This is a genomic window from Dactylosporangium darangshiense (genome assembly GCF_039537565.1).
GTDB lineage: Bacteria > Actinomycetota > Actinomycetes > Mycobacteriales > Micromonosporaceae > Dactylosporangium > Dactylosporangium darangshiense.
Genome location: NZ_BAABAT010000007.1, coordinates 54,952 through 69,178 on the forward strand (window position 1 = coordinate 54,952; position 14,227 = coordinate 69,178).

At 75.5% G+C, this 14,227-nt stretch carries 11 protein-coding genes; 7 read left to right on the forward strand and 4 right to left on the reverse strand.

All coding sequences use genetic code 11. From position 1 onward, the window contains the following. The first annotated feature begins 24 nt into the window (after positions 1–24). Both ABD901_RS15885 and ABD901_RS15890 read left to right on the forward strand, forming a co-directional pair. Positions 25–786: a DivIVA domain-containing protein gene (locus ABD901_RS15885; protein WP_345127362.1), complete on the forward strand. Its 762-nt coding sequence runs from the start codon at positions 25–27 to the stop codon at positions 784–786. 93 nt (positions 787–879) lie between these two features. Further along, positions 880–1,920 carry an arabinan endo-1,5-alpha-L-arabinosidase gene (locus ABD901_RS15890; protein WP_345127365.1) on the forward strand — a complete coding sequence of 347 codons (1,041 nt, stop codon included), beginning with the start codon at positions 880–882 and terminating at the stop codon, positions 1,918–1,920. On the opposite strand, the gene ABD901_RS15895 is transcribed toward ABD901_RS15890, so the two are convergent. Together ABD901_RS15895 and ABD901_RS15900 are read right to left on the reverse strand one after the other, a co-directional pair. Beyond that, on the reverse strand, positions 1,880–4,765 hold the full coding sequence (locus ABD901_RS15895; protein WP_345127370.1) for an FAD-dependent oxidoreductase: 2,886 nt from the start codon (positions 4,763–4,765) through the stop codon (positions 1,880–1,882). The genes ABD901_RS15890 and ABD901_RS15895 overlap by 41 nt on opposite strands. 1 nt (position 4,766) lies before the next feature. Next, positions 4,767–5,210 (reverse strand): cyclic nucleotide-binding domain-containing protein, encoded by a 444-nt coding sequence (locus ABD901_RS15900; RefSeq protein ID WP_345127375.1) that lies wholly within the window; start codon positions 5,208–5,210, stop codon positions 4,767–4,769. A gap of 122 nt (positions 5,211–5,332) precedes the next feature. Here ABD901_RS15900 and ABD901_RS15905 point away from each other — a divergent pair, with 122 nt between their 5' ends. Both ABD901_RS15905 and grpE read left to right on the forward strand, forming a co-directional pair. Continuing rightward, positions 5,333–6,004: a hypothetical protein gene (locus tag ABD901_RS15905; RefSeq protein ID WP_345127378.1), complete on the forward strand. Its 672-nt coding sequence runs from the start codon at positions 5,333–5,335 to the stop codon at positions 6,002–6,004. Beyond that, positions 6,001–6,900 carry a nucleotide exchange factor GrpE gene (gene grpE / locus ABD901_RS15910; protein ID WP_345127381.1) on the forward strand — a complete coding sequence of 300 codons (900 nt, stop codon included), beginning with the start codon at positions 6,001–6,003 and terminating at the stop codon, positions 6,898–6,900. Before ABD901_RS15905 ends, grpE begins: the two co-directional genes overlap by 4 nt. Before the next feature lie 7 nt (positions 6,901–6,907). On the opposite strand, the gene ABD901_RS15915 is transcribed toward grpE, so the two are convergent. After that, the gene (locus ABD901_RS15915) at positions 6,908–7,441 is read right to left on the reverse strand and encodes an RNA polymerase sigma factor (protein WP_345127384.1); all 534 of its coding nucleotides are present in this window, start codon (positions 7,439–7,441) and stop codon (positions 6,908–6,910) included. A 36-nt stretch (positions 7,442–7,477) separates the two neighbouring features. On the opposite strand from ABD901_RS15915, the gene ABD901_RS15920 reads away from it, so the two are divergent. From ABD901_RS15920 to ABD901_RS15930, 3 genes are read left to right on the forward strand one after another with little or no spacing between them, the layout of a single operon-like run. Further along, positions 7,478–7,810 (forward strand): hypothetical protein, encoded by a 333-nt coding sequence (locus ABD901_RS15920; protein ID WP_345127386.1) that lies wholly within the window; start codon positions 7,478–7,480, stop codon positions 7,808–7,810. Further along, positions 7,807–9,672, forward strand: a complete 1,866-nt coding sequence (locus ABD901_RS15925; protein ID WP_345127390.1) for a dynamin family protein — start codon at positions 7,807–7,809, stop codon at positions 9,670–9,672. Before ABD901_RS15920 ends, ABD901_RS15925 begins: the two co-directional genes overlap by 4 nt. Continuing rightward, entirely contained in the window at positions 9,673–11,580 is a 1,908-nt protein-coding gene (locus ABD901_RS15930; RefSeq protein ID WP_345127393.1) for a dynamin family protein, read from the forward strand. Between the two features lie 103 nt (positions 11,581–11,683). On the opposite strand, the gene ABD901_RS15935 is transcribed toward ABD901_RS15930, so the two are convergent. After that, positions 11,684–14,119, reverse strand: coding sequence for an Hsp70 family protein (locus ABD901_RS15935; protein ID WP_345127395.1), 2,436 nt, complete (start codon positions 14,117–14,119; stop codon positions 11,684–11,686). Positions 14,120–14,227: the final 108 nt, after the last annotated feature.

Consider the following 14,227-nt stretch of genomic DNA (forward strand, 5'->3'; position numbering starts at 1 on the left):
TCGGGGCAGCGAGGAGGCAGGGACATGACGCAAAACGTGATGCAACCGTACGACGGGCGACTGGTGGCCGGGCCCGGTGAGCCGCAGGCGCCGCGGGCGGACGTGAGCGAGCAGGCCAAGGCGCTGCAGGTGCTCACGATGGCGCAGCGCACGGCCGAGGAGCACATCGAGACGGCCCGGCGCGAGGCCGAGCAGATCCGGGGCGAGGCGCACGCCGAGGCGCGCCAGATCGTCGGCGAGGCACAGGCGCACGCCGGCCAGCTGCGCGACGAGGTCGAGAAGCTGATGAACCGGGCGCGCATGGCCGCGGACAAGGTGGCCCGCGACGCGGAGGAGTTCGCCGCGGACACGGAGCGTCACGCCGGCGAGGTCATGGCCGAGGCCCAGGGGCGCGCGCAGGACATCGTGCGGGAGGCGCAGGCCAACGCGCACGAGATCCGGCAGCGCGCGGAGCGTATCTACGAGGACGTCGTCGGCGGGCTGACGGCCAAGCGGCAGGCGCTGCAGGGGCAGATCGAGGCCCTGGAGGGCTTCGACCACGAGTACCGGTCCCGGCTGACCGCGTTCATGCAGCAGCAGATGCGGGCGCTGTGGGTCGGGCAGCCGCAGGTGGCCAACGAGTTCCAGGACTCCGCCCCGGTGGCCGGCGAGCTGCTGCCGGCGCAGCGGGGCGAGCACGCCGCCGCGCACGGTGCACACGCCGGGCACGACCAGCACGACGAGGACGAGGACAACTACGACCGCGACGACGACGAGCGGGCCGACGAGCCGCAGCCGGTCGACTGAACGGCCGAAAGTTTCAGGCGCCGTCCCCGGGGTCCCCGCGACCCCGGGGACATTTCCTTGACAGCCATCGATGTGAGCGCTAACACGTCGGGTATGTCCCTCCTCATGTCCCGGCGGCTGTGGTCCGCCGCCATCAGCTCGGCCGTCCTGGTCGCCGGCGTCACGGCGGCCGTCTCCGCGCGGGCGGCCGCCGGGCCGGCCGCGGGGCGCAGCGCCCCGGCCCTCGCCGCGCCCACCGTCGCGCCGCCGTCGTATCCGAACCCGGGCACGGTGACCGGCAACACCGGCGCGCACGACCCGTCGGCGGTCAAGACGCCGGCCGGGGGCTACCTCGTGGCGTACACCGGCGCCAACATCCAGCTGAAGACCTCCAACGACCGCACGGCGTGGCGCAACGCCGGCGCCGCGTTCCCGGGCGGGGCGCCGTGGACGCTGTCGTACACCGGCGGCAGCAACAACCTGTGGGCGCCCGACGTCTCCTACCACAACGGCGCGTACTACATGTACTACGCGGCGTCGACGTTCGGCTCCAACCACTCCGGCATCTTCCTGGCCACCAGCTCGACCGGCGCGTCGGGCTCGTGGACCAACCGGGGCCTGGTGATCGAGACGACCACGTCGAGCAGCTACAACGCGATCGACCCCAACCTCGTCGTCGACGCCGCCGGCGGCTGGTGGCTGTCGTTCGGCTCGTTCTGGACCGGCATCAAGCTCGTCAGGATCGACCCCGCCACCGGCCTGCGGGCCGACACCGCCGTGCGCTCGATCGCGCAGCGCGGCGGCTCCACGGCGATCGAGGCGCCCTACGTCTTCCGCCACGGCTCGTACTACTACCTGTGGGTCTCCTTCGACCTGTGCTGCCGCGGCGCGTCCAGCACGTACCGGATCATGGTCGGGCGCTCGACGAGCGTCACCGGGCCCTACGCCGACCGCAACGGCACGGCGATGACCTCGGGCGGCGGCACGCAGGTGCTCGCCGGGCACGGCAGCATCCACGGGCCGGGGCACCAGGCGGTCCTCGCCGACACCGGCGGCGAGGTGCTGTTCTACCACTACTACGCCGGCAACGGCGCGTCCTACCTGGGCATCAACCTCATCGGCTACGACTCGGCGGGGTGGCCGTTCGTGTACTGAGCGCGGCGAGCACCGCGGGGGCCTCGCGGGGCAGGCCGACGAGGACGGCGCCGACGAGCCGGTCGCCCGAGTAGACCATCCGGCGGTACTGCGGGCCCTCACCCCCGGTCACGATCCGCTCACCGGCGGCGGGCTCGAGGCGCCCGGCCGCCAGCAGGTCCAGGCCGATGTCCTTGACCAGGATCGGGGTGTGCTCGTCGCCGATCGGCTCGTCGCCGCCGAGGATGTTGGCGGCGACGACCCGGCCGTGGCGCACCGCCGAGGGCCACAGCCCGGAAACGGCGCCGCGGACCTCGGCGGCGTCGCCGGCGGCGAACACGCCCGGCGCGGCGCGCAGCCGCTCGTCGACGACGATGCCGTGGCGCACCGGCAGCCCGGCCGCCCGGGCGAGCGCCGCGTCGGGCGTCGCGCCCGCGCACAGCAGCACCAGGTCGGCGCTCATCCGCCGGCCGTCGGCGAGGGCCACGGTGCGCACCCGCCCGGCGCCTTCGAGCGCGGCGACGGCGGCCCGCGGTACCACGGCGATCCCCCGCGCGGCGAGATAGCCGGCCAGCAGGCCCGCGGCGCGGCGGTCGACGTGGCGGCTGAGCAGGTGCGGGCCGCGCACCGCGATGGACACCGCCAGGCCGAGGCGGTGCAGCGCGTACGCGCCCTCGACGGCCAGGGGCCCGCCGCCGACGACGACCGCGCGGGCCGTGTGGTGCTCCTGGGCGTAGGCGCGGATGCGGATGGCGTCGTCGGCGTCGCGCAGCACGAAGCAGCCGGGCAGGTCGGCGCCCGGCACGGACGGGACGCTGGCGCGCGCACCGGTCGCGAGGACCAGGCAGTCGTACTCCAGCACGACCCCGGTGCCGAGCGTGACCGAGCGCTGCGCCACCGACAGCTCCACCGCCCGGGTGTTGAGCCAGCAGGTGATGCCCCGCCGGTCGTACCAGTCCTCGGCCTGCAGGAACAACCCGGTCATCGCCGAGCGCCCGTAGACCATGCGGGCGATGCCCATCCGGTTGTACAGCGGGTGCGGCTCCCGCCCGACGAGCTGGATGTCGCAGTCGGGGTCGGCGCGGCGCACCTCCTGGGCGACGGTGACCCCGGCGATGCCGTTGCCGACGATGACCAGCCGGCGCGGCGCCCGCCCGTGGGCGGCGGCGGTCCGAGCGGGCGCGGGCGCCGGCGCGGTGGCGGGCTCGGCGGCGGCGTCGAGGTCGATCACGGCCGGCCCGCGCACCCGGGCGCAGCAGGCCAGCCGCGCCGACGGCCCGAGGTCGAGCCGGCGCAGCGTGGCTGCCTCCTCCTCGGTCGGCGGCGACAGCTCCCCCGACACGACGCGGACCGGGTCGGCGCCGCAGACGCCCATCCGGCAGCCGGCCTCGATCGGCAGGCCGTCGCGCTCGGCGAGCTCGAGCAGGCTGGCGCCGGGCTCGGCGACGACCCGCCGCTCGTGCGGCCGGAACGTCACCTCGATGCCGCCGGCCGGTGCGGCGGCCAGGGGCAGCGCGGTGGCGATCGTCGGGGCCGCCGCGGCGTGGCGGAAGTAGCGCAGCCGGACCCCGCGCGTGCGCCACAGCCACACGGCCGCCGCGACCGGCACGCCCAGGCGCAGGACCCAGGCGAGGGCCGGCAGGTGCGCGGTGGCGGCGAGGACCGGTGCGCAGTACCAGTAGTAGAGCCCGATCGCGACCGCGCCGTAGACGGCGGCAAGGGCGCCGGCCCGCAGCCGGGCGAGGGCCTCGAGCGCGAAGAAGGTGCCGGCGCCGGCGAGCACCGCGAGGGGGAAGTACAGCGGCGGCACGGCGAAGTACCCGAGGACGACGCCGGGCATGCAGCCGGCGAAGAAGCGCCGCGGCGCCGTCCAGCGCGGGTCCCGGTCGTGCAGGTCGGCCTGGTAGGCCACCGTCGGGTTGAAGTCGTAGCAGTGCTTGGCGCAGCCGACGCAGGGCCGGCAGTGGCTGTTGGGCACGACCGCGAACGGCGTCTGGCCGTACAGGCGCTGGATCGGCAGCAGCGGGCAGATCGAGGAGCACCAGCCGCTCTTGCCCTTGAACGTCAGGCCGCCGGCGAGCGCGCCGAGCAGGGCGGCGCCCAGCAGCGCGGCGCTGGCCGGGCCGCTGTGGTCGAACAGGGGCCGGCGCAGGCCGACGGCGAGGAGGAACAGCGCGACGGCGACGACGAAGCCGTGCTCGCGCAGCCACCGGGGCGGCTCCAGCCCGCGGGTGATGCCGAGCAGGCGCGGCAGCTGGTTGGTCGCGGCCAGCGGGCAGCTGTTGCGCCAGATGCCCGGCGCGAGCAGCCACAGCAGCGGCAGGACGGGCACGGCGACGCGCCACAGCAGGGTCAGCCCGAGCGCGGGGCGCAGCAGCAGCGCGGCGATCAGGGCGAGCGCGGCGGCGACGGCGACGGCCTGGGCGGCGTACCACCAACTGGCGGGAATGCGCCGCTTGAGCCGCAGGTAGTTCGGGAACGCCTCGGCCGGGCGGCCCGGTTCCTTCGATTGCACCGCCGGCGCCGCGCCGGCGCCGCTGACGGTGAGGCGGACGCCGGCCACGCGCACCTCGGCGCCGGGGGCGAGGACGGTCGGCGCGCTGATGCGACGTCCGTCGACGAAGGTGCCGTTGCGGCTGCCGAGGTCGGTGACGAGGAGGCGATCGCCGAGCACCTGCAGGCGGGCGTGGCGGCGCGAGACGCCGGGGTGCGCGAGGCCGATCAGCCCCGGGCCCTTGCCGCGGCCGATCTCGGTGACGTCGGCGATCTCGACGCGCCGCTCGTCGCGCCCGGGCTCGGCGACCGCCACGGTGAAGCGCCGGCCGCGCAGCTCGAGGGTCGCCGTCAGCGAGCCGTGCGCGGCCATGTCAGGCCAGCCGGCGCAGGTCGGCGAGGCGCAGCGCGAGGACGCGCGCCAGATCGAACAGCAGGCGCCGGGCCAGAGCCGGGTCCTTGCCGGCGAGGACCTCGAAGCGGTCCAGGCTCAGGCGCAGCACGGTGGCGTCGTCCAGGGCCCGCACGGTCGCCGGCGACGGCGCGCCGTCGAGGAAGCCGAGCTCGCCGAAGACGCCGCCCGGGCCGACCTCGCCGAGCGCGGCGCGCCCGCCGGCGACCTCGACGCGGCCCTCGGCGACGATCCACAGGCAGCGCTCGGCGGCGCCGGCGGCGAGGACCGTCTCGCCCGGGCGGTACCGGCGGGCGGGCGCGTGCTCGCGCACGAGCGCCCAGGCCCGCTCGCCCGCGTCGCGCAGCAGGGCCGCGCCGCCCGCGGCCGGCGGCGCGCCCGGATAGGTGAACAGCGAGTCGTCCATCGACCGCAGACGGTATCCCGCCCGCGCAAGGAAAAAGTTCGGCGGATCGGGTGTAACAATCCGCCTGCGGCGGCCGTCAAGATTCCCGAAGGCGCACTGGGCGCCCCTTGGAGGCCGCAGGGATGGACAGCTACTCCGCGTTCGGTGACCTCGACGGCGACCACGTCGTGGACACGCAGGCCGTCGACGTTAACGGCGACGGCCACTTCGACGTGCAGTACACCGACACCAACCACGACTCGGTGGCCGACGTCATGCTCGTCGACACCACCGGCGACGGCATCGCGGACGTGCAGGTCTTCTCCGACCAGCACGGCGGCGGGGTGGTCATGGAGGACTACAACGCCGACGGAGTGGCCGACGTGGCCTACACGGTCGGCCCGTTCGACACCGGCGGATATGCGCCGCAGGTGGACACCGGGTACGCCGACGCCGGCCCCTTCCCGGCCGACACCGGCCTCACCGGCGACACCGCCGCCGTGCTCAACAGCGTCAACTCCCAGATGTCGGACGCGAGCCTGATCTACCACGACGCGATGAACCCGGGCTCCGCCGACCCGCACGAGGTCGACGCGGCGATGCAGCGGTCCGACAACGCGGCGCAGAACGCGCAGCAGCTGCAGGGGTACACCTACCGGCAGCAGGTCGGCAACGACATCCACCGGGGCGACCTCGACCGGCAGTACAGCGAGCAGGCCCACCAGCAGGCCACGGACACCTACATCGACGCCGACCGCGCCGCCGACCAGGCCGACTGGGCCGTCTGGAACAGCCAGCAGGAGCGTGGCGCGTGACCCGGACCGCCCGCCTGGCGGTGGCGGCCGCCTTCGCCGCCGTCGCGCTCGCCGCGTGCGGCGGCGACCCGGCCCCCGGGACGCCCGCCGCCGCACAGTCCTCGTGCCCGAGCGCCGCCCCGTCCGCCAGCAAGGCCGCCCCCCCGCCGTCGGCCAAGGCCGACGGTCTGGAGAAGGTGGACGCCAGCGGATCCGCCAGCGCGCCACCGCCGCCGAGCGGCGCACCCGGCAAGTGCGTCACCCCCGCGGCATCGGCGTCGGGCCACGCGGTTGCCGGCAACGGCGTCAACGGCACCGCCGTCACGCTCGGTGTGCTCACCGTGCTCGTGCTCGGCGCCGCGGTCGTCGGGTTCGTGTTCTGGCAGCGCCGGCAGCGCATGGCCGCCGCGTACGGCCCGGCCGGGTACACCGGCCTCGCCGGCCCGCCGTCGCAGGCCGGCGCCGGCATGACCCCGTTCGGCGGCGCGGCGCCCCCGCGCGCCGCTCCCCCGCGCACCCGCCCGCCCGGCCAGGACGAGGCGCGGCTGGCGCACACGCTGCGCGACGTCGGGGCCAGCGGCATCAGCCCGGCGCTGACCCAGCAGGTCGAGCGGCTGCTGGGCAAGCCCGGCGTGACCCGGGCCGAGCTCGTGCAGGCCGCGATCCGCCACCGCGACCAGCTCGAGGGCCGCGACCAGCGCCTGGCCCGGATGCTGCTCGAGGCGCTGCGCGACGTCGGGGTCACCGAGACCGTCGTGCAAGACGTGCGGGTCAACGGGCAGCTGCACGAGGTGGTCGGCTCGGTGCCGGCGCCGTCGCCGCAGCTGCACGACATGGTGGCCGAGACGACGCAGTGCGGTTACGTCGACGGCGACCGGGTGCTGCGGCTGCCGAAGGTGCTGGTGTACCGGGCGTAAGGGGCCGTCAGTCCGCGAACTCCCGGCGCAGCCGCTGGCGGCCGCGGAAGATCCAGACCTTGACCGTGTTCACCGGGGCCTGCACGGCGGCGGCGACCTCGTCGTACGTCAGGCCGCCGGCCCAGAGAAGGAGTGCTTCGCGATGGTTGACCGGCAGCGCGGCGAGCGCGGCCCGCACGCCGAGGACGTCGCTGACGACCTCGGCGAACAGCGGCGCGCTGTCGGCCGGCCCGTCGCCGGCGGCCTCCAGGCCCAGCTCGCGGGCGCCGGCGCGGCGGCGCACCACGTCGCGGGCGGCGTTGCGGGCGATCGCGAGCACCCAGGCGGCGAAGGAGCCGCGGCCGGTGAAGCGGGACAGGTGCCGCCACGCCGCGATCTGGGTCTCCTGCAGCGCGTCGAGGGCGTCGGTGCGGTCGCCGGTCAGGTGCAGGCAGACGCCGAACGCGGTGCGCTCCACCGGGCGCCACAGGTCCCGGAACGCGTCGTGATCGCCGGCTGCAGCGGCCGCGACCAGCCGCGCCTCCGCGAGCGGGTCGGCCATGATTGAGCATGCAATCACGGCTGCGGGGACGCGGTAATGGACCGTGGGACCGATCCCGTTGACCATCCGGGCGATGACGCACCGGACCGTTCGCTGCTGGCCCGGCTCCTCTTCGACGAGGTACCCCCGCTGTACCCGCACGAGCGCGAGGCCATGTTCGCCCACACCTTCGACCCGGCGAGCGCCGATCCGCCCACCGAATGGACGATTCCCGAGCCGCAGGTGCATCACGACGAGCACTCGTGGGTCCATCAGGAGCCGTCCTGGTGGGACGACGGCGGGCACACGGGAGTGGACCATCCGCCGGCCGACCACCATGATCACTATCTGCACCACGACCACTTCGGGGACTTCGGAGACCTGCCATGAGCACCGCACCGGACATCGCGGTCGCGCAGCTGTGCGACGCGACCGCGCTGCGCCTGCGCGACGCCGGGCTGGCCGCGCGGGTGCGCTCCGTGGGCGACCGGCTGCGCCGCCCGCTGCAGGTGGCCGTCGCCGGCGCGGTCAGCGGCGGCAAGTCGACCCTCGTCAACGGGCTGCTGGGCCGGTCGGTCGCCCCGGCCGACGCGGGCGAGTGCACGCGGGTCGTCACGTGGTACGAGTACGGGCCGGACGAGGGGCGCGTCGACGTCGACCTGCTCGACGGCACGTCGCGCTCCGCCGCGCTGGGCCCCGACGGCCGGCCGCCCGACCGCCTGCCCGTCCCGGCCGAGCGGGTGCGCCGGCTGCGGGTCCGGCTCGACCTGCCGGCCCTGCGGGGGCTCACCGTCATCGACACGCCCGGCATCAACACCGTCGCCGCCGCCAACGAGCAGGCCGCCCGCCGCATGGTGTTCGGCACCGACGGCACGGACGGCGCCGACCCGGCACAGGCGCTCATCTACGTGCTGCGCTACGTCCAGCGCTTCGACGCCGGCGCGCTCGCCGACTTCCGGGCGCTGTCGGCGGCGTGCGGGATGAGCGGCGTCAACACCCTCGCGGTGCTCAGCCAGGTCGACCGGCGCGGCGACGCCGACGACCCGTGGCCCGGCGCGCGGCGCCTCGCCGGCCGGGCGTACGAGCAGCTGCGCACGTCGGTGTTCGACGTCGTGCCGGTCGTGGGCCTGCTCGCCGAGACGGCCCGGGCCCGGCTGCTCACCCCGGCCGACCTCGCCGCCCTGCGCGCCCTCGCGGCCCTCGACGAGCTCGACCTCGACGACCGGCTGCTCGACGTCGACGAGTTCGCCGCCGCCTCGCACGAGCACGCCCGGCTCATGGGGCACCTGCACCGCTATGGCATCCGCGTCGCCGCGGCCGCCCTGCGTGAGCGCCCCGGCCTGGACCTCGACGCCGTGCACGCCGCCCTGCTCGAGGCATCCGGATTCGGTACCGCAGGTTCCTCCGCCGCCGTGCGCGCGCCCGGCTCGGTGGCGGCCGGCGTCGCCCACTTCACCGAACGGGCGGCCCAGCTCAAGGCCCTGTCGGCGATCGGCGCCCTGCGCCGCCTCGTGCGCGCACCGTCCGGCGCCGCCGACCGGGCCACCCTCGCCTCCCTCGCCGACGCCGTCGACGAGGGCCGGCCGCTCACCGCGAGCCTGCGCGGCCTGCGGGTCTTCGCCGCCCTCGACGCCGTCGGCCGCGGCCAGCTCAGCCTCGACGACGAGATGCTCGCCGAGCTGGTGCGGCTCGCCCGCGAGGACACCCCGGCCGCACAGCTGGGCCTGCCGCCGGACGCGGGCCCCGAGGAGGTCGCCCGGGAGGCGCGGGAACGCTCGGTGCGCTGGCGCCGCCTGACGATGAGCGCCGGCACCCTCGCGGCCGGCCACCGCGCCCGCGACGTGCTGTCCGTCCTGGAGGAGATGGCCGCCGTCACGGCCTCGGCCTCCTCCCGGTCCGCCGGCCCCTGGCCCGTCGCGCCCGCCGGGTCCCCTGCGGCTGGGTACTCGGCCGCCGGCCCGGTCGCCGTGGGCTCCGAGGCCGCCGCACTGCTCGAGTCCCCTCGGCTGGCGCCCGCGCTGCGCACGGCGCTGACCACGCTGCTGACGGGGACCACGCCGGCCGCACAGGTCGGCCTCGAGCCGGGCGCGGCGGCGCACGTCGTGGCCGAGCGGGCCGCGCAGCTCGCCGCGCAGTTCCGGGTCATGCTGCACCGGCCGCTGCCGGCGCCGGAGAAGCGGGGCGTCGGCGAGGTCTGCGGCGCGTACGAGACGATCTGGACGACCGCCTCCGGTCGCCGGGAGGGGGCGTAGATGGCCGCGGAGCGTGACCGCCCGTCGGTGGTGCAGGCGGTGCTGGTGCACGCCAACGAGGTACACAACCTGGCGAAACGGGCCGGACGAACGGATCTCGCGGGCGTGCTCGCCGCCGAGGCGGCCCGGTGGAAGGACGTCACCGCCAACATCGTGGTCGCCGGCGCCCAGAAGCGCGGCAAGAGCCGGATGCTCAACGCGCTCGTCGACCGCCCGGAGCTGCTCCCGGTGGACGTCGACATCGCCACGCACACCTACCTGGCCGTGCGCCGCGGCCCCGAGCTGTCGGTGACGGTACGCCGCCGCTCCGGCGAGCGGATCGCCAACCTGTCGATCACCCCCGACGACATCGTCGACTACGCCTCGGCGCTGGGCGACCCGGACAAGCGCCGCGACGTCGTCGGCGTCGAGATCGCGATGGAGCACCCGCTGCTCGACGGCGTGCGCCTCGTCGACACCCCCGGCGTGGACAGCCTCACGGTCGGCCACCGCCACACGACGATGGCGATGCTGCAGGAGGCCGACGCGCTGCTGTTCGCCGTCAGCGCCCAGGACCAGCCGATCCTGCGCCACGAGCTGGAGTTCCTGGCCGAGGCCGCGCAGCGGGTCGAGGTGGTCGCGTTCGTGCTCACGATGGTCGAGGACTCCTCGTCCTGGCACGAGCTGCTGGAGGAGAACCGCCGCCGCCTCGCCGCCTTCGTCAACGCCTCCGCCGACGACCCCGACAGCGACGTGCGGATCCGCCGCCTGCTCGGCGCGCCGTGGATCCCGGTCAGCGCCAAGCTCGCCGAGGCCTCGGCGGCGCGCCGCGCCCTCGGCCAGGTCGAGCGCGCCGATGCCCTGTGGGAGCGCAGCGGCATGGGCCGCCTCGCGGACTACATCCGCTCCTGCGCCGGCGACCGCGAGATCGCCCGCTGCGGCAAGGTCCTCGCCGGCACCGACTCGGTCCTGCGCGCGATCGCCGTCGGCGAGCAGGACCGCCTGGTCGCCGCCACCGAGAGCCAGGACGCGCTGCGCGAGCGCCTCGAGGAGGTCGAGGCCGCCAGCCGCGACCTGGCCGCCCGGATCCGCGAGCGCCGCCGCTTCGCCGTCGAGCAGCAGTTCCTCGGCCGCGAGATCGCCACGCTGGTGCGCGCCAAGCTCGACGAGCTGCGCCGCCCGTACGACAACGCCGTCGCCGGCCTGACCAACCGCGCCCGCATCGACGAGTTCCTCACCGCGATGCCCGAGAGCGTCGAACTGTCGCTGCGCGCCGCGTGGGCGGAGCTGACCGACCAGGTGCAGGACATGGCGACGCGGGCGCTGACGGAGTACCTGGCCGCGATGGGCCTGGACGCCATCGACATCGACCTCGTCACGCTGCAGCTGCCGACCACGACCAGCAACCGCCTCGCCAACCGCCCCGCACCCACCGGCCACCGCTTCGACCTGCTCCGCGAGGGCGTCCCCGGCATCACGATGGCCGCGAGCCTGAGCGCCATGCTCGCCTCGACCGGCGTGCTCCTGCCGATCGCCCTGATCGCCGGCCCGGCGGTCGCGCTGGGCGTGACGTGGCGCCGCCACCAGTACGAGCAGTCCGGCCGCAGCCAGGCCGGCATCCGCCAGCTCATCGCCGAGACCTTCAACGCGTCGGCCAACGAGATGATCACCGCCCTGGACCGGGCCCTGGCCCGCTGGCGGGGCGAGGCCGAGGACGCCGTCGAGGAGAGCATGGCGTCGCAGCGCCGCGAGGCCGAGACCCGCCGCGCCGAGCTGACCGCCCTGTCGGCCCGCGACGCCAACGCCCGCCGCGAGGCGGCGAAGGCCGCCGAGGACCGCCTCGCGACGGTCCAGCGCCTCACGGCACAGGCCCAGCGCCTCCACACCGACCTGTCCGAGCGCCTGGCCCCCTTGACCGGCTCCCGCTAGCCGCGTTCAGCAACCGCGCTCGCGCGCCCGGCGAGGGAGGCGAGCACCTCGGCGCAGGCGGCTGGCACCTCGACGACCCGTACCGCAGTACCGGATGCAACCCCTACAGCGGGACGCTGACGAGGTGGCCGAGGTTGGCGCGGGCCACGCCCGGCTGGCTCCACGGGTCGTGCAGGCACAGCAGGCCCGAGCTCAGGCGCGCCACCGGCTCGAGCCAGCCCGTCGCCGACTTCGCCGTCGTGACGCCGTCCGGGGTGGCGTGCAGCAGCTGGGTGCGGCCGTCGCCGCCGCCCGCGGCGATCCACAGGCCGTCGCCGTCCGGCAGCACGCGCGGCAGCTCGGCCCGCTCGCGGCTGGTCAGGTGGCCCAGCAGCGAGACCGCCGAGTCCTGGAACAACGTTCGCAGGCCGCCGCCGGGCTCGAGGATCGCCACCCACAGGCCGCGGGAGGGCAGGACCTGCTCGATGCCGATCGCGTACATGTGCTCGCCCGCCGGGAACCAGCGCAGGGCGCCCGGGCGGGGGCGGCTGGCCAGCAGGGTGGTGCTCTCGCCCTCCAGCGGGCCGGTCTCCAGGCCGGCCTCGGTCGCGAGGTGCCACTGGTCGCGGTGGTGCACCGCCTGGTACAGCCAGTTCTTGCTCCGCCGCGCCCCGTGCGTGACCTTGCCGCCCGAGGTCACGCGGCACACGATCTGGTAGGGCTGCACGGCCTGGTGCCGGCCGTGCGCGAAGCCACCCGGGCGCCGGTAGCTGGCGCCCATGGGTGCCTTGCTGGCGTAGCGGCCGAGGATGACCACGCAGCCCTCGCTGCCGTGCGCCAGCATCGGCAGCGACTCCGAGGGGCTGTTCTGGTCGAAGAGCCGGCGCAGGGCGTTGTTCTCGTTGACGTACCACCGCGCGGTGTCGCCGATGTCCAGCGGCAGGCTGTCCTGGACGAACACGGCGGTGAGGTTCGTCTCGATGACCGACAGGCCGCCGGTCGAGCCCCACGGCAGGCCGATCGAGTTGTCCACGAACGCAGAGGCGTACGGGCGCAGGAAGGCCCAGCCGACCGCGCCGTCGGCGAGGATCACCGGGTCCTCGACCGTCATCACCGGGCGGGTCGAGCGGATGACCAGCTCGGGGCTCAGGGTGTGCAGCCGGGCGTTGATGCCGAACCGGTCGGCGACGAGCAGGCCCTCGCTCGAGGCCGCCCAGGCGGTGACCCGGCCCAGGGCGAGCTGCCGGTCGGGCTGGCCGGTGGCGGCGTCGAGGCGGTGCAGCACGTCGACGCTCGCCGCGGGGTCGCGGCACCAGGCGTAGATGTCGCGGCCGGTGGCGACCGCCTCGACGACGCCGCCCAGGCGAACGTCGAACCGGTCCCCCTCGACAACGACGGGCTCGGCCGGGCGGACCGGCTGAGCAACGGCAACGGGCTGGGGGGCCGGCTGTACAGGAGGCTGGGCAGGGGAAGCCGCGAGGTGGGTGCGTGCGACCCGGGCGGCGCCGAGCGCGACCACCGTCTTGGGGTCGTCCCAGGTGCGGACCTGGGCGGCGTAGCGCGCCCGCAGCGTCTGCTCGACCAGCGGCATGCGGCTCGCACCGCCGGTGAGGAAGATGCCGGCGAGCCGGTCCTGCGCGCCGCCGTCGTCCTGTGCCTGGCGGATCGTCTCGTCGAGGATGTCGGCGGTGCGCTGGATGTCGGTGCCGATGAGGTTCTCGAGCTCGGTGCGGCTGATCTCGACGTCGACGTCGGCGCCGGAGATGTACTGGCTGGCGGTGTCGTACTCCGACAGCGCCTCCTTCGCCGCGCGCGCCTCGCCGAGCAGGTCCGCGGCCGCGGCCAGCCAGCGCCGCTCGACGCCGGTGGAGACCTGCTCCCACCACTGCGGCGCGCGCTGGGCGAGCTGGGCGCCGAAGTACTCGTACACCCGCTCGTCGAACGTCTCCCCGCCGATCTGGTCGTCGCCGCCGGGCTTGCCGACGACCACGAAGGCGCCGCCGCGGCGGGCCAGCACGGCGCTGTCGAACGTGCCGCCGCCGAGGTCGTAGACGGCGACGCGGCCGCCCTCGGAGAGGTTGTGCGACTCGGTGTAGTGCACGGCGGCGGCGACGGGCTCCTCGACGAGGTGCAGGGTCGCGTCCGGCACGACGGCGGCGCCGGCGGCGCGCAGCACCTCGCGGCGGTCCTCGCCCCAGGCGACCGGGTGGGTCAGCACCACCGCGGCGGGGCGGGCGCCGTCGAAGCGGGAGCGGCCCTCGGCGACGAAGAGCTCCAGCAGCGCGGCCAGGGCGGCGCCGGCGTCGACGGGGTTGCCGCCGAGCAGCATCGGGCCGCGCCCGACGTACCGCTTGGGGTTGCGTTCGGCGCGCTCCGGCGAGCGGCCGACGAGGCGCTGGGCGAGGCTGCCGGCCAGCAGCCGGCCCGCGTCGTCGAGCAGCACCGTCGACGGGATACGCCGCTCGCGTCCGACCTCGAGGATCTCCACGCGGTCGCCGGCGACGATCGCCGCCGCCGAGAAGCTCGTACCAAGATCGACTCCGAGGCCCCAATTCGGCATAGCAACCCTTTCGACGCGCGGCGAGGCCCATGCTAGGCAAACACGACGCGGTAACGATCGTCCGTGGGTGCCGCCGATACCGCCGACCGGATGAGGACGCGGGCCGTC

What these genes read in the sequence shown, in the direction of transcription:
- ABD901_RS15885 (WP_345127362.1), top strand. Translation starts at nt 25, where the DNA reads ATGACGCAAAACGTGATGCAACCGTACGACGGGCGACTGGTGGCCGGG.
- ABD901_RS15890 (WP_345127365.1), top strand. Translation starts at nt 880, where the DNA reads ATGTCCCTCCTCATGTCCCGGCGGCTGTGGTCCGCCGCCATCAGCTCG.
- ABD901_RS15895 (WP_345127370.1), bottom strand. Translation starts at nt 4,765, where the DNA reads ATGGCCGCGCACGGCTCGCTGACGGCGACCCTCGAGCTGCGCGGCCGG.
- ABD901_RS15900 (WP_345127375.1), bottom strand. Translation starts at nt 5,210, where the DNA reads ATGGACGACTCGCTGTTCACCTATCCGGGCGCGCCGCCGGCCGCGGGC.
- ABD901_RS15905 (WP_345127378.1), top strand. Translation starts at nt 5,333, where the DNA reads ATGGACAGCTACTCCGCGTTCGGTGACCTCGACGGCGACCACGTCGTG.
- ABD901_RS15915 (WP_345127384.1), bottom strand. Translation starts at nt 7,441, where the DNA reads ATGGCCGACCCGCTCGCGGAGGCGCGGCTGGTCGCGGCCGCTGCAGCC.
- ABD901_RS15920 (WP_345127386.1), top strand. Translation starts at nt 7,478, where the DNA reads ATGGACCGTGGGACCGATCCCGTTGACCATCCGGGCGATGACGCACCG.
- ABD901_RS15925 (WP_345127390.1), top strand. Translation starts at nt 7,807, where the DNA reads ATGAGCACCGCACCGGACATCGCGGTCGCGCAGCTGTGCGACGCGACC.
- ABD901_RS15930 (WP_345127393.1), top strand. Translation starts at nt 9,673, where the DNA reads ATGGCCGCGGAGCGTGACCGCCCGTCGGTGGTGCAGGCGGTGCTGGTG.
- ABD901_RS15935 (WP_345127395.1), bottom strand. Translation starts at nt 14,119, where the DNA reads ATGCCGAATTGGGGCCTCGGAGTCGATCTTGGTACGAGCTTCTCGGCG.